Source organism: Paenibacillus sp. FSL P4-0127, assembly GCF_038007325.1.
In the GTDB taxonomy this organism is placed as follows: domain Bacteria; phylum Bacillota; class Bacilli; order Paenibacillales; family Paenibacillaceae; genus Fontibacillus; species Fontibacillus macerans.
This window is the reverse complement of sequence record NZ_JBBOWY010000001.1, coordinates 2,540,841-2,561,488: the sequence shown is the minus strand read 5'-3', so window position 1 is coordinate 2,561,488 and position 20,648 is coordinate 2,540,841. Positions and strand designations below refer to the sequence as shown.

Sequence of the window (20,648 nt, the reverse complement as noted above, 5' to 3'; positions counted from 1 at the left end):
TCATGGTTCCAGTATAGCTGTCCCTATGAACACGATCAGAATAACCATTATATTATAAACAACAATACATCTTTTTACAAGAGCCGATCGTAAAGCCGATCGTAGAGCCGGTCATTCGCCCGCGCCTATCTTTCCTGAACACCGCTCACCGCCACAACCTGGCGGATAGACCGGCTAACCTGCTCAAACCGAAGCCTATGTTCATCGGTAATCCCGTACAACGCGCGGATTTCCTCGTCGGTTTTGCCGTCCGGCAGGCTGTCCGCGACCAGTTGGTGAAGCGCCGCCGCCCAAATGTCGATAACCGTATCGTCACCGTCGATCAGCGAACGATAGTCCCTTCCGCCGTACAAACCCATCACAATTTGCGACCACAGCTCCTGGGCAAAATAAAACAATGTTGGATCGTGCACCTGAGTCTGCTCACCCACCCTTTCGGGCACTTCCTGCACGGCCGGAGGGAAATCATCGGGTTTCAGCGGAACCGACTCGATGTCAATCTCCACCTTTTCCCCTGCGCGCTCGATGGCAAGCGTCCCCACCGTGCCGCGGCGGCGCAGCGTCTGCAGCACCCGATACTGAAGCAGCGGATGGAGCTCCTCTTGATGCAACCATTCGGTCAGCGCCTCGTCCACTTCCGGACGATCCAAATAAGCAAGCTGGTCCAAAGCCAAAAGGGTTTGCTCGGACAACGGCTTATCTATTACCGCGCTCAGCAGTTTACCGGCATATTCCTGATCCTGTTCGAGCTTTGCCTCGACATGACGTCTGGCCAACGCTTCTTCCGTCTCATAGCCGTCATCCTCCGCGGCCGGGGAACCGTTCTGAAGCTCGGGAAAAGCGTCGGTAAGCCACTCCAGCAGTGCCCGCCATTCTTCATAGTGGCGCGGATCTTCCCCCTGGCACTGCAGCAGAAACCGCAAAAGATCCGCGGCTTCCCCGTATCTCTCGGTTTCCAGCATCCGGGTCAGTTCGATTTGGTAGTAATCGAGCGTTTTCGGAAACAATACGATGTTGTCCTTCTCATCGGGTCGAAAATGGCTGATAAGGGCACCTCCTTTCTTCCGCACTGCATTAATTGAGATTATAGCATAGACCCGGTCCAAGGCAAAAATCCCGGAGTTAAACTCGCCGCCGCCCCCCTCGTCCAACAAATTCATCGGGTAAACCGAGGGGGCGATAAACAACAGGTTGCTGAAAAAGTTGGGTCCGAAACAATGGGGGATGATACGGGAAGGCGCAGCTTCTCGAGTGGCCCTCTCAAGCGGATAACTAGCGAACATTTCGAGTGGATCGTATTTCTAACGGTTGCATTCACCGTTATTTCTATTAAATCAAGAATGGATTGGTCACCAGGTCTTGTGGTCAACACCGATTTATCGAGGTTGAGCCAAAAAACTGCGATCAAGTGCAAAATTTATATTGCTAACCCAAGCATCCTGTGATACAATAAATTTTGCTTGTAAATTTTATTTTATTTTGTCTCAGTAGCTCAGCTGGATAGAGCAACGGCCTTCTAAGCCGTCGGTCGGGGGTTCGAATCCCTCCTGGGACGTATAAAAGCTCTCTTCGGAGAGCTTTTTTGTCGTACAAAGGGATAAGAACTTCTTGAGAAGGTTCGCCGTAGTAAACCAACCGCGTTAGCTGGTGGAGTCTTGATCGGCAGCGAGAGCACACCAAATGGGACAATAATCATATTACGAGTGTATGTTCCTGTCCGGTACACTATTCATGTTGCCGTAACGAGGAATTGTCCGCGCGTTTCTTCATATATATCCTGGCGTTGAAGCCCGCCTGCTTCCGAAACCACCTTTGCGGTTTTCTTTTAAATTCGGCATATCCCAATTTCTCATACAAACGTACCGCTGCCGTGTTGGTGTCTACAACCTCCAAAATATATTCATCAAAATCCAGAACAGCGTGAAGGTGGTCATGCAAACGGGTGGCAACCCCCTTGCCTCTGGCCGCTTCCGCAGTTGCCACCGCTTCGAAATAGCACTGCCGGTCCTTCAAGCCCAGCGGCTTTTCCAGCTCCTGCCGGACGAAAGCATGGAACAGGCTTCCTTTCAGCCAGCCTAGTTCTTTGCGCAAAACGTCCCGATCCAACCGAAACGCCCGCAGCCGGCCCGCGGAAAACGCAAAAATACCCAACACTTTCCCATCCATTAACGCCACAAAAAAACGCTCCTTGACCAAAGCGTGCTCCAGCGCCCTAACCAACCTCGCCCGATCCTTGGAAAAAAACTGCAGAGATTGAAAAAAGCCGTCCACGAAAACTTCCGTCGCCTGCCTTAAACCGTCCTGTCCAAGCTCGGCCAGATTCCGGATGACAATTCCATCCATGATCCCATCGCTCCCATTTATTTTTTCTAACTATATAACAGGGAGCAAAAAGGTAGAACCGCCGCAGGAAGGAGCGAGCCATCCACCGTCGGGCTTACGCCGACCGGCTGACTTGCGCACTTGCTTAGTCAAAAAAACAACCGCCTCAAAACTAAGGCGGATGTCCCAAAAGTTAAACCGGCTTATAAGTGATTACCGCCGCTGCAAACTTTGGATCGCAGATTTAAGTATGCCGCAGGAATGCTCGAATTTATGCCGCTCCTCCTCCGCCAAATTCAGCTCCAAAATCTCCACAATACCGCCACCGCCGATAATGGCCGGCACCCCGGCGCATACCCCGGATTGCCCGTATTCGCCATCAAGGACCGCGGACACGGCGATAATTTTGTGCTCGTCGTTCAGAATCGAACGGACGATAAAGCTAAGCGCGTTGCCGATGCCGAATTGTGTATTGCCTTTACGGGTAAAAATCTCCCAGCCGGCATCCTTCGTTTTCTTGGCGATTTCGTCCAAATCGACATGGCGAAAACGCTCTTTGTGCTGGTCGAGAATGTGCAGCAACGGTTTGCCGCCGATCGTCACATGCGACCATGCCACAAACTGCGAATCGCCGTGCTCACCCAACACATAGCCGTTAACGCTGCGCGGATCGATGGAAAACACTTCCGACAGCAGCGTTTTAAGCCGGGCCGAATCGATCGAAGTGCCGGTGCCGATCACCCGGTTCCGCAGAAAACCTGACACCTGGCGTACAATATACGTAACAATATCAACCGGGTTGGCTGCGACGACAAAAATGCCGTCAAACCCTCCGTCCACAAGCCGGCTAACGATATCCCGAGTAATTTTTTCCGCGTCCCCAAGCACGTCCAGCCTCGTTTGCCCCGGCTTCGGATTAGCTCCGGCCGTAAGTACCACCACATCAACGTCACGACAGTCCTCCAAACGCCCGGCAACGACCTTCGTGCGCGTCGAGGTAAAATCCATGCAATGAGACAAATCGAGCGCATGCGCCACCGCGCGGTCATAGGTCCGGTCGATCATCATAATTTCCTCGCTGATGGATTGGTTAATCATGGAATAGGCACAAGCCGTGCCGACCAATCCGGAACCCACAATGGCCACCTTTCTGAACTTTTTTTCCATCTCGCCGCCTCCTGCCCTTCTCTTTGCTATATCTTATTCTCTAAACTATAACTGGAAGCCCAATATATGTGAAAATAATTGACATCATATTATCTTCCCTCAAATGCTCTTCAAAATGATGGGGGAAAGTTGACATAGAGTAGCCAAGCATCAGGAGAGTATAAGAAAAACGCCTGACGGCGCCCTTTTATGGCTCTGATTTCTACTTTGGAACGACTGGAGGCTCTTCCTAAGCTTTGGAGGCCGCTCTAACGGACACCAGCGACCTTATCAGCTCATTTCCCCGGTATTTCCCAGCCTGACGGTATCACATGACCCTGATCGGCTTTTTGGGCTGCTTCGTTGGTCAAGTCGAGCAGCTGTTGTAAGTCAACCAGCCAATCAAGTAGGCACCAGGTGAGGGGCTGTCTAAAGGGTCCGTGTCTTGGTGGTACCCCTGACTGCTGCCTGCCTTTGCACGATTATCCCTTTCGTCCAGGGAGCAGGGAGCAAGGGGACTAGAGTAAGGGTTCCAAAAAAAGAGAGAAGAAAAAAACAAAAAAGATGAGGAAAAAATGAGGCGGTTCAGGTGAGATTTTCGGCTTGATAAGGGAACATACGTTTGGTATAATGAAATAAATGGAACCTATGTTCGTATATTCTTGATTTGGGGGCGAGCCGATATGGAAGCCAATACGGGAACGGAACTTCAGCCATTCAGCAGCCGTTTTAACAGCGAACAGGACTGCATGGAGGCGCTGATCGCGATGAAGTGGCCAAACGGCTTTGTCTGCCCGCGTTGCGCTCACACCCGGTGCAGCCGTCTGACCTCCCGGCATATCCCCTTGTTCGAGTGCGGAAAATGCAAGCATCAAACATCGCCTTTGGTCGGCACGATTTTTGAAGGAACGCATCTGCCCTTGCTCAAGTGGTTCGAGGCCCTGGATTTATTCCTGCTGGAGGGCGGCATCTCGGCGCTGCGGCTGCGCCAGGTGATCCGGGTCGCCTACAAGACCGCCTGGTCGATGCTGCACAAAATACGCCATGCCGTGGGGGAGTTCGATGCCCGGGAACTGCTCTCCGGAGACGTGAAGGTGAACAGCGATCAGTATGGGCGTAATCCGTCCCGGTGTCAGCTTTCGCATCCGTACGCCTCGGCGGTCGTAGCCGGCTGCACGGTCACGGAGTCGGGCGAGCCGGAGCAGGTCAAAATCCGCCTGGTGCCGCATAAGCGGGGAGGTGAAAAAAGGGCAGACCGTCAAGAGCTAACCGAGTTCATCAACGGGCATGTGGATGTCCGTACATCGGCGGTACAGTTGTTCCCTCAGGCCTTTCGGCTGTATGCGCCCTTGCGGAGAGTGGTGAGAGAGGCGTGGGAATCGCTGAAGAGTACGTATGGAGCCTTGGGGCTGAAGCATCTGCAGGCGTACCTGGAACGAATACACCGGACGCCGCCGGCTGCGCCTGCCCGGAGGACTGCCCGGAGCGGAAGAAACGATGCGGCAGAAGTTACTGCGCATGTGTGTGGCGATTCCGGCGATCCCTTACCGCCGGCTGATCGCACGCCAACCGAACCAGCCCCTTGCGGCTGCGGCCTGATCGTGATGTTTGAACGGTGGGGGTTACTTGATGCGGATCAACTTAATTGGGTGTTGATTAGCATGAACAGTGCGGGCGTTGCTGCAGGCGGAAGAGTTCAGGCTATAGCAACATCACGGTCTTTTCGTTTCCCTCGCGTCCTGTCCTTGATCTCCTGTCTCGATCTCCTTCCGGTCTGCTTCACCTTCTATAAACCTGATTTCTTCTACCTGTCTAAATTATCTCGAACCTATCTACTTCTCCACGGATATTTTTTTCTCCCGAGCTTGCCTGTTTCTCTGCTGCCTGATCAAAAGGGATAATCGTGCAAAGCACCCGGACAAGGAGTGCTGATCTGCCGCCCACCTCACTTCCCTATCCTCAAGCTTTCAACGCAGGGGCCTAAGCTGATTTTTGCTCTACGAAAGTTGAGTTATGAATCTATAATGTCAAAAAAAACCGCCGGGATCCCTCCCGGCAGTTAAGCTAAATGATCAAGATTCCTATTAATTTTTCATCCGCGGGTCCAAGGCGTCGCGCAAACCGTCGCCCATCAAGTTGAAGGCAAGCACGGTGAGCATGATCGACACCCCCGGGAAAATAACCGTCCACGGAGCCGTGGCGATAAATTGCCGCGAGTCGGACAGCATTTTACCCCATTCCGGTGCCGGCGGCTGCGCGCCGAGGCCAAGGAAGCCAAGTGCGGCGGCTTCAATAATCGCCGTGGCGATGCCGAGCGTGCCCTGCACGATGATCGGCGTTAAGCTGTTCGGCAGGATGTGCCGCAGCAGAATGCCGCTGTTCTTCATCCCGATCGCCCGCGCGGCCGTAATGTACTCTTCGTTTTTCAAGCTGAGCACCTTGGCGCGGACCAGGCGGCCGTACGTCGGAATGTTGACGATCGCGATCGCGTACAGCGCGTTTTGCAGCGACGGGCCGAGGATGGCGACGATGGCGATCGCCAGCAGAATGCTCGGAAACGCGAGCAGGATATCAAACAGGCGCGAGATGATCATATCGATCCATTTCCCGTAAAACCCGGCGAGAATCCCGAGAATCGTGCCGAGGATAATCGATCCGATAACGGAAAACGTGCCAACCCACAGGGAAATCCGCGCCCCGTACAGTACCCGGGTGAACAGGTCGCGCCCCAGGTCGTCCGTGCCGAACCAATGCTCGGAAGACGGGGGTTTTAAGCGGTTCCCCAACTCCTGGGCCTTAAAATCATAAGGCGCGACCACGGGAGCCAGCAGCGCGATGATGACAAACAGCACAATCATGATCAGACCGATCATGGCGATTTTATTTTTGCGGAACGTTCTCCACGCATCGCGCCAAGGCCCGGAAACCTTTTCGGCCTGAATGGCGGAGTTGCCGCCTGTGCTTGCAGTGATTTGAGCCATGGTTTCCCTCCTTTACCGATAGCGAATGCGTGGATCGACCGCGGCGTACAGCAAATCCACAATCAGATTGATGAAGACGAAAATAAAAGCGATGATCAGAATGCCGGATTGAATGACCGGATAATCGCGCGAGCTGATCGCATCGTAGATATAACGTCCTACGCCCGGCCAGGCGAAAATCGTTTCCGTCAACACCGCGCCGCCGAGCAGTGCCCCGGTTTGCAGGCCGATGACCGTCAGCACCGGAATAAACGCATTTTTAAGCGCATGCTTGTAAACGACGACGAATTGCGATAACCCCTTGGCTTTCGCCGTGCGGACAAAATCCGAATTCATGACCTCCAGCATGCTCGAGCGCGTCATCCGGGCGATCACCGCCATCGGAATCGTGCCCAGCGCCACGCTCGGCAAAACCAAGTGCTTGATCACCGTCCACAGCTGATCCCAACGGCCGGCTATAATCGTGTCGAGCACATACAGATTCGTCACGGTTTCCACCGGATCACGCTGATTCATGCGGCCGATCGAAGGGAGCCAGTGGAGCTTCAAGGAGAAGATCCACTGTTCCATCAGACCGAGCCAGAAAATCGGCATCGACACCCCGATGAGTGCAATCAGCATGCAAATGTAGTCAAACCAGGAGTTTTGCTTCCACGCGCTAATGATCCCGGCGTTTACCCCAACGATGATGGCGAACAGCATCGCCGAAATGGTCAGCTCCGCGGTGGCGGCCAAATACGGCATGATCTCTTGGGAAATCGGCACTCTCGTGCGGATCGATTGCCCCAGGTCGCCCTGCAGCAAATCTCCCATATACGTAAAGTACTGCTGATACCACGGATTGTTTAAACCCAGTTGTTCCCGAAGCGCCTCTTTGGACTGCTCCGTCGCTTTCTGCCCCAGAATGGTTTCCGCAGGATCACCGGGAATCGCATGGATAATGGAGAATACGATAATCGTCATTCCGATCAGGACAGGAACCATGATTAACAATCGTTTAAAAATATAGGCTTTCAAGTTAAGGCTCACCTGCCAGAGGCGTTAACAAAAACGCCCGTTATTCGAAATAAATGTTGCTGTAGTACTCTGTCCCTGTCGGAGACGGAACGTATCCTTTTACATTGGCTTTGGCTGCAAGCAGCGGCGTCGTATGCACGAGCGGAATCCACGGTGCATCGGCTTTGATGATTTCCTGGGCTTTTTTGTACAGCTCTTCGCGTTTCGATTGCTCGGTTTCAACTTGCGCCTGCTTCAAAATCTCGTGCAGCTCATCGTTGGCGTAATAGCTGTAGTTGTTGGACGGAATGGCGTCTTTGTCCAGCAGCGTGTACAGGAAGTTGTCCGGGTCGCCGTTGTCGCCTTGCCATCCGAGCATGTAGATGTCGTCTTTGTCACCGGCTTGCGCATCGTCAATATAAGTCGCCCATTCCGGAGATTCGATGTTCACTTTAACGCCGATTTTTTCGAAATCCGCTTGAATAACTTCGGCTACTTTCTTGCCGTCAGGCATGTAAGGACGGGATACCGGCATCGCGTAGAACGTATACTCGCCCGGCAGGCCGTTCGGGTAGCCGGCTTCCGCCAGCAGTTGCTTCGCTTTTTCCAAATCGTATTCGTAATCCTGAATGCTGTCGTTGTAGCCCCATAGGGACGGCGGCATCGGGTTTTTGGCCGGCTGGGCCTGGCCCGCGAAGAAAGCGTCGATGATTCCTTGTTTATTTACGGCATAGCTAAGCGCTTGTCTTACTTTTACGTTGTTAAACGGTTCTTTCTTCAGGTTGAAGCCGACGTAACCCACGTTGTTGGACGGACGTTCGATTTTTTGCAGATCCGGGTTGCTTTGCAGCGTAGCCAGATCGTCTGGGGTCAAGTCTTCCATCAGGTCGATTTCACCGCTTTGCAGTGCATTAAAGCGCGCGGAGTTGTCCGGGATCGAACGAACGATAACTTTGTTCAGCTTCGGAAGCCCTTCCTTCCAGTAGTTCGGGTTCTTTTCCAAGGTAATCGAATCGTTGCGTTTCCACTCTTTGAACACAAACGGCCCTGTGCCGACCGGTTCGTTTTTGAAGTTTTCCTTCTTCTCTTTAATTGCCGTTGGGCTGGCAATCCCGAACGAGGTCATGGCCAGATTTTGCAGGAAAGGCGCCTGCGGCTGATTCAGCGTGAATTCCACCGTATTGTCGTCGATAGCTTTGACTTCTTTAATGACGCGTTTGCCGTCCGGACCAAACATCGAGTCATAATAATCGAAAGAGTCCCCTTCAAACTTGTATTCGCTTTTCGGATCGGACCAACGCGTGAAGTTAAAGACGACAGCTTCGGCGTTGAAGTCGGTTCCATCATGGAACTTGACGCCTTGGCGCAGCTTGAACGTGTATTTGAGGCCGTCTTCGGAAACCGTCCAGCTTTCGGCGAGGGACGGCTGCACTTCCGTTGTTCCTTCCTTGTACTCCAGCAAGGAATCAAACACCTGGTGCGTAATTTTAAGCGATTCGCCGTCGGTGACGATCGAAGGATCCAGGGATGCGGAATCGCCGCCGCGTCCGACGATCAATGTATCCTGCGCGGATCCTGCCGGAGCTTCCGCTCCCGTGTTCGCCCCCGTATTTGTGCCCGCGGCTTTGTTGCCTCCGCCGCCGTTGCCGCCGCAGCCCGTCAAGGCAACGGCCATGCTCAGCATCAATAGCAAAATGACACTGCTCCATCTCTTTGCTTTCATAAGTGTGGCTCCCTTCTTGACATTGAATATATATGGGTTTGTTTATATGAAGCCGGACGTTTATGCCGGCTATAAACCATTTATGCCTCTTGAGTAAACAGGTGGCAGGCCGTCAGATGGCCGGCTTCCGTTTCCGCGAGGTCGGGCCGTTTCGAACGGCAAACGTCCATCGCCATCGGACAGCGCGTATGAAAGGCGCAGCCGACCGGGGCATTCGCCGGACTTGGCACTTCTCCCTGCAAAATAATCCGCTCGGGCTTTTTGTCCGGATCCGGTTCCGGCACCGCGGACAACAGCGCCTGGGTATATGGATGCTGCGGCGCGGAATACAGCTTGTTTTTCTCGGCGATCTCCACAATCCGTCCGAGATACATCACCGCGACCCGATCGCAAATATGCTTCACCACGCTGAGATCATGCGCGATAAAAATGTAGGTCAGGCCGAATTCCTCCTGCAAATCCTGCAGCAGGTTGATCACCTGCGACTGAATCGAAACATCCAGCGCCGAGACCGGTTCGTCCGCGACGATCAGCTTCGGCTGGAGCGAAAGCGCCCGGGCGATGCCGATCCGCTGCCGCTGTCCGCCGGAAAATTGGTGCGGATACCGCTGCAGATGGCCTTGCGTCAAACCGACGACATCGATCAGCCGGTCGATGATGTTCCGGCGTTCTTTCGCGTCGCCGACGCCATGCACAATGAGCGGCTCCTCCAAAATGCGCTGTACGGTGTGGCGGGGATCCAGCGACGAAAACGGATCCTGGAACACGATTTGCATATCTTTGCGTTTTTTGCGCAGTTCCTCCGGGGAAAGCGCGGTGATATCCTCGCCGTTAAAAATGACGCGCCCGTCCGTCGGTTCGATCAGCCGCAGCAGCGAGCGGCCGGTGGTTGATTTGCCGCAGCCGCTTTCGCCGACAAGCCCAAACGTTTCGCCTTTTTGCACCGTAAACGAAATATCGTCGACCGCTTTGACGAACTGCTGTTTGGACTTACCGAACATCCCCCCGCCGATCGGGTAATATTTTTTCAGATGCTCTACTTGCAGTAATGGTTCGCTCATACGACATCCTCCTGTGGCGTTTCATGCAGCCAGCACCGGCAGCTGTGGGCCGTTTCGTATTCCCGCAGCTCGGGAAGCTGCGTGAGGCATGCCGGCATTGCATGCGGGCAGCGATCGGCGAAGCGGCAGCCCTGCATTTGCGTGCTAAGCACAGGAACGTTGCCGGGAATCGAAAACAGCCGTTTCCGCTGCTCATCCATGCGCGGCACCGATTTGATGAGCCCTTGCGTGTACGGGTGCAGCGGGTTTTTGAAAATATCGTGCACGCTGCCTTCCTCGACGACCTTCCCCGCGTACATGACGGCCACGCGATGGCACATCTCGGCCACGACGCCGAGGTCGTGGGTAATCATCATCACAGCCGTTCCGTTTTCCTCGTTCAGGCGCCGGATCAGGTCCAGAATCTGCGCTTGGATCGTCACGTCCAGCGCTGTCGTCGGTTCATCGGCGATCAGCAGCTCCGGGCTGCAGGAAATCGCCATGGCGATCATCACCCGCTGGCGCATCCCCCCTGACAACTGATGGGGATATTCGTCGATAATCGCTTCCGGCCTTGGAATGCCGACCTTTTTCAGCATATCGATCGTATGCGCCCGGGCTTCCTTTTTGCTGAGCCCCTTGTGCAGGCGAACCGCTTCCCCGATTTGCTGCCCGATCGTATACAGCGGATTCAGGGACGTCATCGGCTCTTGAAAGATCATCGAGATCGCGTTGCCGCGGATCGAACGCATTTCACGCTCCTTTAGCGGAACGATATCCCGGCCTTTGAAAAAAATCGATCCTCCGACGATTTTGCCCGGAGGTTGCGGAATCAGTTTGAGCACAGACAACGAGGTCACGCTTTTTCCGCAGCCCGATTCGCCGACGACCCCCAGCACTTCGCCGGGATTCACATACAAATTCACACCGTCCACAGCGGGGATTTCGCCGCGGTCGGTGAAAAAATGAGTATGCAAATCCTCAATTTGCAAAATGGGTTGAATCATGTAATAGCCTCTTTTCATGAAAAATTAAAGCTTGCAGCTACTTGAAAAATTTTGCGGAGCTTCATGAATATTTTTCATAATGTCCACATATAAAGGACTAGTGTTTATGTACCCTAACTTGCTGCAATTCGTTAAAGTAGCAGGATGCCCCTTCCCGATAGCTGCTTGTTTGACAGCAAAAACCACCGCCGATAAGTCCTTCATTGGTGGACACATGTTTACGGATACTTCTTCGCTGCATTCAAGTAAAGCGAAATTGTGACAAACAATCGAACTATGGTCAATTGAAGGTTAAAAAAATCCGCTAAACGAACAAAAAAACGGCTTGTTTAGTAACTTTACAGTATTTTTACATGATAGACAATAGAAAATTTATAAGATGTCAAGTCTGTGGAAGGTTTTTTCTATCGAAGCTATAATCGTTGGTGACGTAAATTGAGTTGTCCGCCCCATTTAGGTAGAATAAAGAAGAATGCTGTTTTGGCGTATGTTTCGCCATATTTTACGGAGGAAGGTGAGAAGATGAACATCTATGATTTTGAAGTTCGGACGATTGACGGCAAAGCCATGACCCTTAAAGCTTTCGAAGGGAAAGTGCTGCTGATCGTAAACACGGCCAGCGCCTGCGGTTTGACTCCGCATTACGAGGGCCTGCAGCGCCTTTATGACACGTATAAAGACCAGGGGTTTGTTGTGCTCGGTTTTCCTTGCAATCAATTTGCCGAACAGGAGCCGGGGACGGAGGAAGAAATCAAAGCTTTCTGTGAGACCCGATACCAAGTCACCTTTCCGCTTTTCAGCAAAATCGACGTTAAGGGAGAGCAAGCCCACCCGTTGTACCGATACTTGGTCGAAAATACACCGGAGCCTTACAAAACCGGAGATATCGAATGGAATTTCGTTAAATTTTTGATCGACCCAAAAGGCCGAATCGTCAAGCAATACAGCGCACGCACCGAACCGGCCGCGGTCGAACCGGATATCCGCGGGCTGCTGGGCGCCGCTGAGACCGAGTAACTTCGACGCCGAATCCACTTCTTGACCTGCCTCGTGATAAGAAGATGGCTTTTTGAACAATCTCTAAAATTTATAAGAAGACAATCCGCCCGGATTTCGATATAATTTGAGATATATCGACAGAGCTGGGGGCCATCATTTTGATGTCTACAAAAAGAACTGATCCTTTTCGCTACACTTTGACGCCGCCTTTGGCCTGTAAGATGGAGATTACGCATATCGACGATATGCCTCTTCAAAGCAAGCCGGCAACGGTCGATCTCATCGACATCAACAAATCGGGATGCCGAATCGGGACCGGCCTTAATTTGCACGCTTCCACCCACCATATCCGGGCGGCCGTTCACGTTCAACTGAACGAGCACCTATGCGTGTACAACGGCGAAATTCGCTGGCAGGAGGAGATCGAGCCGGCCGTGTTCCATTATGGACTGTCTCTGGAGCTAAGTCCTGACGAGAAGGAGCAGTTAAACATCGAACTGCGCTCGCTGGCTGCTTCCGGACGGATTGTCGTTCTCTAAACGCGCCTGGCGGATGCTGTGGGAGGATATACTTGATCTTCCCACGGCAAAGGTGTATAATACTTATAGCTCGGCAAAATGCGGGTGTAGTTCAATGGTAGAATGCCAGCTTCCCAAGCTTGAGGCGAGGGTTCGATTCCCTTCACCCGCTCCATAATTGACTAAAGATAAGCACACTAACTGATGGTTACTCAACTATTAGAAGGTGTGCTTTTTTGGTACGCTTGCAAACCTGTTAGCGGCACCATGCTGCTTCTATGGGAAAATATGCTATAATCCATAATAAGAGTGATAGAAAAGGCTTGCAAGGGCGGTCGGCGCATCTTCCGGAAAGGGAGGTGAGGCCATGGAGGTGTAGCTTTGCTGACTTACCTCAAAAAGAAATTGACCGCCCTAGGGGAAGGTTGCGGTCTAATTTTCTAAATCATCCCTATTTAATCTGCCGCCCTTAAAAGCGGCTACTGCACGAAGGAGTCGTATCGCAAGTACGGCTCCTTTTAATGTCTTCATTTTTGCATTTCATGTAGTGTCTTTCAATGACACATGATATTTTTTACCTAGTTTATATAAATAAGGAGAGCGACGATGGAGCAACGCATTCTTCTGGTGGACGATGAAACCGGCATTCTCGATATGTTGGAAACGATCTTGAACAAAGAAGGGTTCCGATCCATTGAACGGGCGGAAACAGGGCAAAGGGCGCTGCAATTAGTTGAAGAGTTTGAGCCGCAACTGATTGTCCTTGATGTGATGCTGCCCGATATGAGCGGGCTGGAGCTTTGTATGGAACTGCGCAAGAAAACGGAGGCGCCCGTGCTTTTTTTGACGGCGAGAACCTCGGACTACGATAAACTCGTGGGATTTGCCATGGGCGGCGATGACTATATCACCAAACCTTTTAACGCCCTGGAGGTTGTTGCGCGGATTAAGGTCCAGTTAAAACGCTGGCAGATGTGTTTGAGCCAGGGACGGCCAAAAACATTGGAATTTGCGGATTTTGGCATCAACACCGAGTCGTGCGAAGTGATCCGAAACGGACAGCCTTTGGAAATGACGGCATTGGAATATTCGCTGCTGCTCTTTTTTGCCGAGCATCCGAACCGGATTTTTACCGCGGCCCAATTATATGAAAACGTATGGGGACAGCTGAATATGGGCGATGACAAAACCGTCGTGATGCATATTTCCAAGATCCGCAAAAAAATCGAGCCCGACGCCCAGGTGCCGAAATATATCAAGAACATTCGCGGACTAGGGTATAAATTCATCCCGCATAAACAGGGAGAGACCAGACAATGAAAACCTCGCTGAAAATGAGCATAAAAATCCTTGCCTTGATGGTAATCCCATTGATGGTTTATTTCCTTAGCTTAGGTTTGCTTACCAATCTTTTTAGTTTTGTCAAGCAAGCGGTCCCCGTACTCCGGGCTATGGACTGGGGAATTTTTCGCCACACCGCAACGCTTCTTTCCGGGGCGGCTGTGGCTTACTTGTTTTTTCTGTTAATCATAAAGCCTATTCTGCACATTGTTCATTGGATTCAGGCGCTGTCGCAAGGAACTTTTCAGGAACCTGCCGCAACCGGTTTTTTATTTAGCGGAACCCCGATTTTTCAGAAAAGCAAACAGTTTTTATACAAAGACCTCCTCATCCAGATGCAGATTTTGACGGACAAATTAAAACAAAGCGAAACGGACCGAAGGACGCTGGAAAAAAGCCGCCGCGACTGGCTGGCCGGGATCACGCACGATCTGAAGACGCCGCTGTCCTATATTCAGGGGTATGCTTCGATGATTGCCGCCGAGCGGTACAACTGGTCCGAACGCGAAGTGAAAACGTTTGGCGCCAAGATCGAACAAAAATCCATGCATATTCAAAAGCTGATCGACGATTTAAACGCATCCTTCCAATCCGAAAACGGGAAAATCGCTTTGCAAAAAACGCGCACGGAAATGGTTGAATTTCTGCGGCGCATAACGTTGGATACGGCCAATTCTCCGCGCTCCGCAGAGTATGCTTTTGCTTATGAAACCGAGTTGGACACATGTTTTCTGGAAGCGGACACCGCGCTGCTGCAAAGGGCAATGCAAAACATCCTTGTCAATGCCGTCATTCATAATCCTCCGGGCACGGAAATTCGCGTATCGGTGAGCAAGAAGCCCCTTGTTTTTTGTATCCAGGTTGCCGACAATGGGACGGGAATGGACGAGCAAACCCGGAACAATCTGTTTGAAAGCTATTATCGGGGAATGCCAACGCACCAGCCGGCGGAGGGGTCGGGGCTCGGTATGGCGATCGCCCGCCAATTGATCGAGCTGCATGGCGGTTCGATCCGCGCGGAAAGCGCGCCGGAGCGCGGAACCTCCATTCTGATCGAATTGCCGCCGCCATAATACGATTTTACTTAGATTTTACTTTCGTTTACTTGAGAAAAAGACTCATGCGCAATACTCCTGCTATAACAAGAAAAACAGGAGGAGAAGCTTGTGTCCGGATATATCATTGAAACAGGCGGCCTGACGCGGCGTTTCGGCGAACGCGTTTCCGTCGATCAGCTTAACTTGCGTGTTCCGGAAGGGAAAATCTACGGATTTTTAGGGGCGAACGGCGCCGGGAAAACAACGACCATTCGCATGCTGCTCAGCTTGATCCGGCCGGACGAAGGCACGATTCAAATCATGGGGCGCTCGCTTTCGCATCACCGCGAAGCCATTTTGCGAAATATCGGTTCATTGGTTGAAGCGCCTTCCTATTACGGGCATTTATCGGCCTATCAAAATCTTAAATTGATTGCGAAGCTGTTGGACTTGCCGGAAAGCAACATTCGCGAAGCCCTGGATACCGTTCGGCTCACTCCCTATGCCAAGCAGACGGTCAAAGGATATTCGCTTGGGATGAAGCAGCGGTTAGGCATCGCGCAAGCCTTGATCCGCAAGCCGCGGATATTAATACTGGACGAGCCGATCAACGGCCTTGATCCGGCCGGGATTCAAGAAATCCGCCATTTGCTGCTGTCGTTATCCCGCGAACAGGGGATAACCATTTTTTTGTCCAGCCATATTTTGAGCGAGATCCAAGCCGTATCCGACTACGTGGGGATTATCCAGAACGGGAAATTGATTTTTCAAGACCGGATTCAGGAGCTTGAAAAGAGAAATAAGGTACGGCTGGCGATTATTGCGGACCGGACCGATGAAGCGTACCGGGTGCTTGCCGGCGGCGGGGCGGAAATCGAGCGCTACGGGAGCCAGCTGCTGATTACGGTTACCGAGCGGATGAGCCAAGCTGACATCTTCAAGCTGCTTCAACCGTTCACCTTACACCAGGTCAAGGAAGTCACCGCATCCCTGGAGGAAATCTTTTTGCAGCTGACGGGGAGAGGGGAAAGCTTATGATGCAAAGGGCGCTTTCCGCCGAGTATCTGAAGATGAAAAAAATCTGCCTATGGATTCCGGTCATCAGCGCGGTAATTTTGCTGTTGTTCAGCTGCATGGAGTGGTACCTGTATTTTCGTCAGGGAGAAGCTGGCGTCTATACGGGGTTTAATGTGCTGTATATGTTTTTGTCCTTTACGATGCTGCTGACCATCTCCTTGTTGTGCAGCACCATGTCCGAACCGGAGCATCAAGCGCAAGGATTAAAGCTGCTGTTTTCCCTGCCCGTCAACCGAACGGCTTTCTATTTTGCCAAGGCGATCTGGATCGGGGCCTTGATGCTGGGATGCTGCGCGCTCATTATTGGCGGAACGGCAGGGATATGGCTCGCTTACACCGATTTGACACTTCCCTTCCCGTTTTTGGTTAAGCAGGTCCTGGGCTGCTTTGGCGCGTCCCTGCCGGTCCTGGGAATACAATTATTTCTGTCGCTACGCTTCTCCAATCAGACATTCCCGCTGGCGGTCGGCGTGCTTGGCGCCATCTCCAGTCTGTTTATCGCCAGATTCGGCGGAACACTCTTATATGTCCTGCCGTGGGCCTACCCTTCCATGGCCAGCCCTTTTATCGGCGGGTATACCCATTGGATCATGCTGGGAGCCGGGTTAGGATTGGTTTTGCTTTGGGGCGGAGCCGTAGGCTTTCGCGCCATGGAGATCAAATAGGAGGAAGATGGATATGCTAAGTTTATTTTTTGCGGAAGCCGGAAAAGTCAGATGGCTGTTGATTTTATTGTTGGTTCTCATGGACATAACGGCAAGCTTTGCGCTGGCCGCGGAACATGTCGCGTCTTTGACCGATTACTTTGCGCCCGATTGGACCACCCTTTATTTTCAAGCGGTTTCCTTACACGGGATGTTTATTCTGCCTCTGTTCGCCGGCATATTTGCGGCATTCCTCTGCTTCTATGAACATAAAAACGGAGCGTGGAAGCAGCTGCTCACCCTGCCGTTTCCGCGCTGGAAAATCTATTTGTCCAAGTTTTTGATGCTGGTCGTTTTATTGGCGATCGCACAGCTTGCCTTTTTGGCCGGGTACCTGGCAACCGGAAACCTCATTCATGTAGAGGGCGTTATTCCCTGGAAAACCGTGCTGACCGGCGTGACCGGCGGATGGCTGGCAGCTTTTCCCCTGGCCATGCTGCAGATTTACCTGTCGACCCGTTTCAAATCTTTCGGAATCGCCCTGTTGTTCAGCATCTCGGCGGTGATCCCGAATATCGTCATTACGGGTTTCGAAGGATTTATCGGGGCATGGTTCCCCTTCGCCCCGCCGTATTATGCCATGTTTCCGCAAGGACTGCCTCTCTCTCCAAGGCTGGAGCCCGGTTCGTTTGTCCTGATTCTCGCCTTCACCTTCCTCGTCTATCTTGCGGCCGGTCTGCGGCATTTTGTGCGCAGGGATTGGATGTGAGCAACTATAAGCTAAAAAGAGGCCCGTATCTACGGGCCTCGAGAAATATCGAAGGAAACGTCCCAGGAACGATTCGAACGCTCGACCGACGGCTTAGAAGGCCGTTGCTCTATCCAGCTGAGCTACTGGGACACAAATATGAATAAAAAAGGATGCGTTAATTATTATAGCGCATCCTTTTTATTTTTTCAAAGCCGTTTGTACAAAAAAATCCGTCATTTGGGAGGAAGCTCATTAATCTTTGCCGCGATCGCCTCGTGGGCAAGCAAATTTTCCAGGAATAGCCGGCGCTGCTTAGCTGGCTCAGGCCAGCCGGTATCCCCGAAGTTTTCTTCGGCCACTTCCGCATAAGCCTGATGCATGTTGTTGTCGTACCAATCGATTTCCGGCTGGGCGTCGCTTCGGATCATGCGGATGATTTCCCAGCCAGCGCCTTGATCGGAACGGGCAATATAGACGAACAGATCGGGATCGCCTACCGCCCCCGGCCGCACCTGGATGACGGCGCAAGGACGCCCCAAATGCTCGTCCATCCGTCTGAATTCCGCGTCTTTGATGTAATACATGCTCGGTATCGTTCCTTTCCCGGAGCTTTAAATGGGCCAGAGCTTGCCCGGGTACCCCGCCCGCTCCAGCTGCTCCCTGGTCTCCGCCGTGCCCAGCCGGTAAATTTCCCGAAACAGGCCGCTCACAACGCTTTGATAGCTTTGGTTGACATCGCCTTCCGGCGTATCCGGCCAAGGAAAGGTGAAGGCCAAAAAAGTGCTTTCTTCCTTCTCGTCAAGCTGACCGAGCAGGTGCTTTAACGTATCGGCTTCCTCCGAGGTTGCCTCGACCGCCCATTCATAGGCCGCCGCGCCGGGATCGTCGAGCACCGAACGACCCTGCACGGAAACGTAGTACCGTTTCTTTTCCAACGCCATATCTCCCCTTTCTCCTGCTTGACGGTCATAGTTTTCCATGATGGACAGACATTTTATGCCTTTGTTCGGCATAATTTGTTAATACTTTTCGCCCGGTCGGCAAGCGGGGAACGTAAAGCAATGCAGAAAGGAGATTGCAAAAATGTGCGGAATAACCGGCTTTATCGAATGGAACCGGGATTTGACCAAAGAATCGGACCTTGTACAGACCATGACATCCTGTCTGGAAAAACGGGGCCCCGATGCGCAGGGAACCTGGATTTCGGGCCCTTGCGCTTTTGGCCATCGGCGCCTTAGCGTCATGGATCCCGAGAACGGAGCCCAGCCGATGATCATCCATGAAGAAGACGCGGTGTTCACCATCGTATACAACGGGGAGATTTATAACGCGCCGGAATTAAAGGCCGAGCTGCAGCGGCGGGGCCGCAAGTTCCAAACGACCTGCGATACGGAGGTGCTGCTGCAATCGTATATCGAATGGGGGCCGGATTGCGTATACCGGCTTAACGGCATTTTCGCCTTTGCCGTCTGGGACAGCGTTAGACAGCATGTTTTTTTCGCCCGCGACCGCCTTGGCGTCAAGCCGCTGTTCTACAGCGAGGTGGACGGAACGTTGATTTTCGGCTCCGAACCTAAAGCCATTTTGCAGCACCCCAAAGTCAGACCGGTCGTGGGAGCGGAAGGGCTTGCCGAAATTTTCGTCATCGGGCCGGCCCGAACCCCCGGCCATGGCGTCTACAAGGATCTCAAGGAGCTGCGCCCCGGCCACGTCATGATTTACAACCGGTCCGGACTGCGGAAATACGCCTACTGGAAGCTGGAGGCGGAGCCTCATACCGATGACGTGGAAACGACGGCCGCCGCCATCCGCCGGCTGCTGCAGGATACGCTGGAGCGGCAGCTGATTTCCGACGTGCCGGTCTGCACGCTGCTGTCGGGAGGCCTGGATTCCAGCGCGCTGACCGCGCTTGCCGTCGATTACTACAAGCGGACCGGCCAAGGCCGGGTGCACACCTACTCGATCGACTATGTGGATAACGACAAACATTTTAAAGCCCACAGCTACCAGCCGGGCGCGGATGGCCCGTGGATCAAGCGGATGGTCGAGGAACTGGGCACGGAGCATCACGCGATTACGTTCGACACTCCCGAGCTTGTCGCCGCCCTGCCCGACTCGACCGTCGCCCGCGACATGCCGGGCATGACCGATATCGACGCGTCGCTGCTGCTGTTTTGCCGGGAAATCAAAAAGGGGGCCACGGTGGCCATTTCCGGCGAAGCGGCGGATGAAGTATTTGGCGGCTACCCCTGGTTCCACCGCGAGGAGCTGCTGAACTCCGGGACGTTCCCCTGGTCGGTGGCGACCGGGCTGCGCGCGGATCTGCTGGCCCCGGAAATCCGCGAGTGGATCAAACCGGAGCAGTATATCGCGGACCGCTACAGCGAAGCCGTGGCCGAAGCCCCGAAGCTGGAAGGCGAATCCGGGGAGCGGGCCCGCATGCGCATCATGTCCTATTTGAACATCACCCGCTTCATGCCGACGCTGCTCGACCGCAAGGACCGCATGAGCATGGCCGCCGGCCTGGAGGTTCGCGTCCCTTACTGCGACCACCGGCTCGTGCAGTACGTATGGAATATCCCCTGGGAGATCAAGACGACCGGAGGCCGGGAAAAAGGCATCCTGCGCAAAGCGCTCGAGGGCATTTTGCCGGAAGACGTACTGTACCGCAAAAAAAGCCCATATCCCAAAACCCATAATCCGAACTATTTAACCGCCGTCCGCAGCGAAATGCTGTCCATTTTGGATGATCCGTCATCGCCGATTCTGCCGCTGATCGATAGCGGCAAAATCCGCTCCATCGCCGCTTCCGAGGAATCTTCCTCGAACCTGCCGTGGTTCGGCCAACTCATGTCCGGACCGCAGCTGTTCGCTTATTTGTCCCAGGTTAACCACTGGTTAAAAACTTATGGCATCGAGTTCCGCTAACGGAACTGACTGGATATCCGGATGAATAAGTGTACCTTTTACAACTACTGACCAGTAACCTCAAAAAAGAACGGGTCACGGGGGCAATTCCCCGTGAATCCCGTTCTTTTTCCCTTAAAATCCGTTTTTCCCGGTTTA

The 20,648-nt window shown here is 52.9% G+C and carries 19 protein-coding genes and 3 tRNA genes; 11 read left to right on the top strand and 11 right to left on the bottom strand.

All coding sequences use genetic code 11. The features are described 5' to 3' along the window. Positions 1-125: 125 nt before the first annotated feature. Entirely contained in the window at positions 126-1,007 is an 882-nt protein-coding gene (locus tag NYE74_RS11520; RefSeq protein WP_082208023.1) for a hypothetical protein, read from the bottom strand. A gap of 474 nt (positions 1,008-1,481) precedes the next feature. On the opposite strand from NYE74_RS11520, the gene NYE74_RS11515 reads away from it, so the two are divergent. Then, positions 1,482-1,555, top strand: a tRNA-Arg gene (locus tag NYE74_RS11515). Between the two features lie 170 nt (positions 1,556-1,725). On the opposite strand, the gene NYE74_RS11510 is transcribed toward NYE74_RS11515, so the two are convergent. Both NYE74_RS11510 and NYE74_RS11505 read right to left on the bottom strand, forming a co-directional pair. Continuing rightward, the gene (locus NYE74_RS11510; RefSeq protein WP_036620452.1) at positions 1,726-2,343 is read right to left on the bottom strand and encodes a GNAT family N-acetyltransferase; all 618 of its coding nucleotides are present in this window, start codon (positions 2,341-2,343) and stop codon (positions 1,726-1,728) included. A gap of 192 nt (positions 2,344-2,535) precedes the next feature. Next, positions 2,536-3,489, bottom strand: a complete 954-nt coding sequence (locus tag NYE74_RS11505) for an L-lactate dehydrogenase (RefSeq protein WP_036620450.1) — start codon at positions 3,487-3,489, stop codon at positions 2,536-2,538. Positions 3,490-4,151: 662 nt separating this feature from the next. Between NYE74_RS11505 and NYE74_RS11500 the strand changes: the two genes are divergently transcribed. After that, positions 4,152-5,369 (top strand): IS1595 family transposase, encoded by a 1,218-nt coding sequence (locus NYE74_RS11500; protein WP_341004801.1) that lies wholly within the window; start codon positions 4,152-4,154, stop codon positions 5,367-5,369. A gap of 183 nt (positions 5,370-5,552) precedes the next feature. Here the strand turns inward: NYE74_RS11500 and nikC are convergent, their stop codons facing one another. The 5 genes from nikC to NYE74_RS11475 form a co-directional block, all read right to left on the bottom strand. Beyond that, positions 5,553-6,449 (bottom strand): nickel transporter permease, encoded by an 897-nt coding sequence (gene nikC / locus NYE74_RS11495; RefSeq protein WP_036620448.1) that lies wholly within the window; start codon positions 6,447-6,449, stop codon positions 5,553-5,555. A 12-nt stretch (positions 6,450-6,461) separates the two neighbouring features. After that, entirely contained in the window at positions 6,462-7,466 is a 1,005-nt protein-coding gene (locus NYE74_RS11490) for an ABC transporter permease (RefSeq protein ID WP_036620446.1), read from the bottom strand. 40 nt (positions 7,467-7,506) lie between these two features. After that, the gene (locus NYE74_RS11485; RefSeq protein ID WP_036620444.1) at positions 7,507-9,168 is read right to left on the bottom strand and encodes an ABC transporter substrate-binding protein; all 1,662 of its coding nucleotides are present in this window, start codon (positions 9,166-9,168) and stop codon (positions 7,507-7,509) included. 80 nt (positions 9,169-9,248) lie between these two features. Then, the gene (locus tag NYE74_RS11480; protein ID WP_036620442.1) at positions 9,249-10,229 is read right to left on the bottom strand and encodes an ABC transporter ATP-binding protein; all 981 of its coding nucleotides are present in this window, start codon (positions 10,227-10,229) and stop codon (positions 9,249-9,251) included. Continuing rightward, complete coding sequence (locus NYE74_RS11475) at positions 10,226-11,215, bottom strand: ABC transporter ATP-binding protein (protein ID WP_036620440.1); 990 nt, start codon at positions 11,213-11,215, stop codon at positions 10,226-10,228. Before NYE74_RS11475 ends, NYE74_RS11480 begins: the two co-directional genes overlap by 4 nt. 522 nt (positions 11,216-11,737) lie before the next feature. Here NYE74_RS11475 and NYE74_RS11470 point away from each other — a divergent pair. The 8 genes from NYE74_RS11470 to NYE74_RS11435 all read left to right on the top strand — a co-directional run bounded on the left by NYE74_RS11470 (position 11,738) and on the right by NYE74_RS11435 (position 17,600). After that, positions 11,738-12,232, top strand: a complete 495-nt coding sequence (locus NYE74_RS11470) for a glutathione peroxidase (protein WP_341004800.1) — start codon at positions 11,738-11,740, stop codon at positions 12,230-12,232. A gap of 143 nt (positions 12,233-12,375) precedes the next feature. After that, complete coding sequence (locus NYE74_RS11465) at positions 12,376-12,753, top strand: hypothetical protein (RefSeq protein WP_036620434.1); 378 nt, start codon at positions 12,376-12,378, stop codon at positions 12,751-12,753. Between the two features lie 80 nt (positions 12,754-12,833). After that, positions 12,834-12,907, top strand: a tRNA-Gly gene (locus NYE74_RS11460). A 431-nt stretch (positions 12,908-13,338) separates the two neighbouring features. Beyond that, positions 13,339-14,052 (top strand): response regulator transcription factor, encoded by a 714-nt coding sequence (locus NYE74_RS11455; RefSeq protein ID WP_036620430.1) that lies wholly within the window; start codon positions 13,339-13,341, stop codon positions 14,050-14,052. Continuing rightward, the gene (locus NYE74_RS11450) at positions 14,049-15,146 is read left to right on the top strand and encodes a sensor histidine kinase (protein WP_278740258.1); all 1,098 of its coding nucleotides are present in this window, start codon (positions 14,049-14,051) and stop codon (positions 15,144-15,146) included. The genes NYE74_RS11455 and NYE74_RS11450 overlap by 4 nt, the downstream gene beginning before the upstream one ends. 93 nt (positions 15,147-15,239) lie before the next feature. Next, the gene (locus NYE74_RS11445; RefSeq protein ID WP_036620428.1) at positions 15,240-16,148 is read left to right on the top strand and encodes an ABC transporter ATP-binding protein; all 909 of its coding nucleotides are present in this window, start codon (positions 15,240-15,242) and stop codon (positions 16,146-16,148) included. Beyond that, positions 16,145-16,852, top strand: a complete 708-nt coding sequence (locus tag NYE74_RS11440; RefSeq protein ID WP_036620424.1) for an ABC transporter permease — start codon at positions 16,145-16,147, stop codon at positions 16,850-16,852. Before NYE74_RS11445 ends, NYE74_RS11440 begins: the two co-directional genes overlap by 4 nt. 13 nt (positions 16,853-16,865) lie before the next feature. Further along, entirely contained in the window at positions 16,866-17,600 is a 735-nt protein-coding gene (locus NYE74_RS11435) for an ABC transporter permease (protein ID WP_036620423.1), read from the top strand. A gap of 58 nt (positions 17,601-17,658) precedes the next feature. Here the strand turns inward: NYE74_RS11435 and NYE74_RS11430 are convergent. The 3 genes from NYE74_RS11430 to NYE74_RS11420 all read right to left on the bottom strand — a co-directional run bounded on the left by NYE74_RS11430 (position 17,659) and on the right by NYE74_RS11420 (position 18,523). After that, positions 17,659-17,732, bottom strand: a tRNA-Arg gene (locus NYE74_RS11430). A gap of 83 nt (positions 17,733-17,815) precedes the next feature. Then, entirely contained in the window at positions 17,816-18,166 is a 351-nt protein-coding gene (locus NYE74_RS11425) for a hypothetical protein (protein WP_036620419.1), read from the bottom strand. A 27-nt stretch (positions 18,167-18,193) separates the two neighbouring features. Then, complete coding sequence (locus NYE74_RS11420; RefSeq protein ID WP_306308158.1) at positions 18,194-18,523, bottom strand: hypothetical protein; 330 nt, start codon at positions 18,521-18,523, stop codon at positions 18,194-18,196. A 142-nt stretch (positions 18,524-18,665) separates the two neighbouring features. Between NYE74_RS11420 and asnB the strand changes: the two genes are divergently transcribed. After that, positions 18,666-20,510 carry an asparagine synthase (glutamine-hydrolyzing) gene (asnB, locus tag NYE74_RS11415; RefSeq protein ID WP_036620416.1) on the top strand — a complete coding sequence of 615 codons (1,845 nt, stop codon included), beginning with the start codon at positions 18,666-18,668 and terminating at the stop codon, positions 20,508-20,510. Positions 20,511-20,648: the final 138 nt, after the last annotated feature.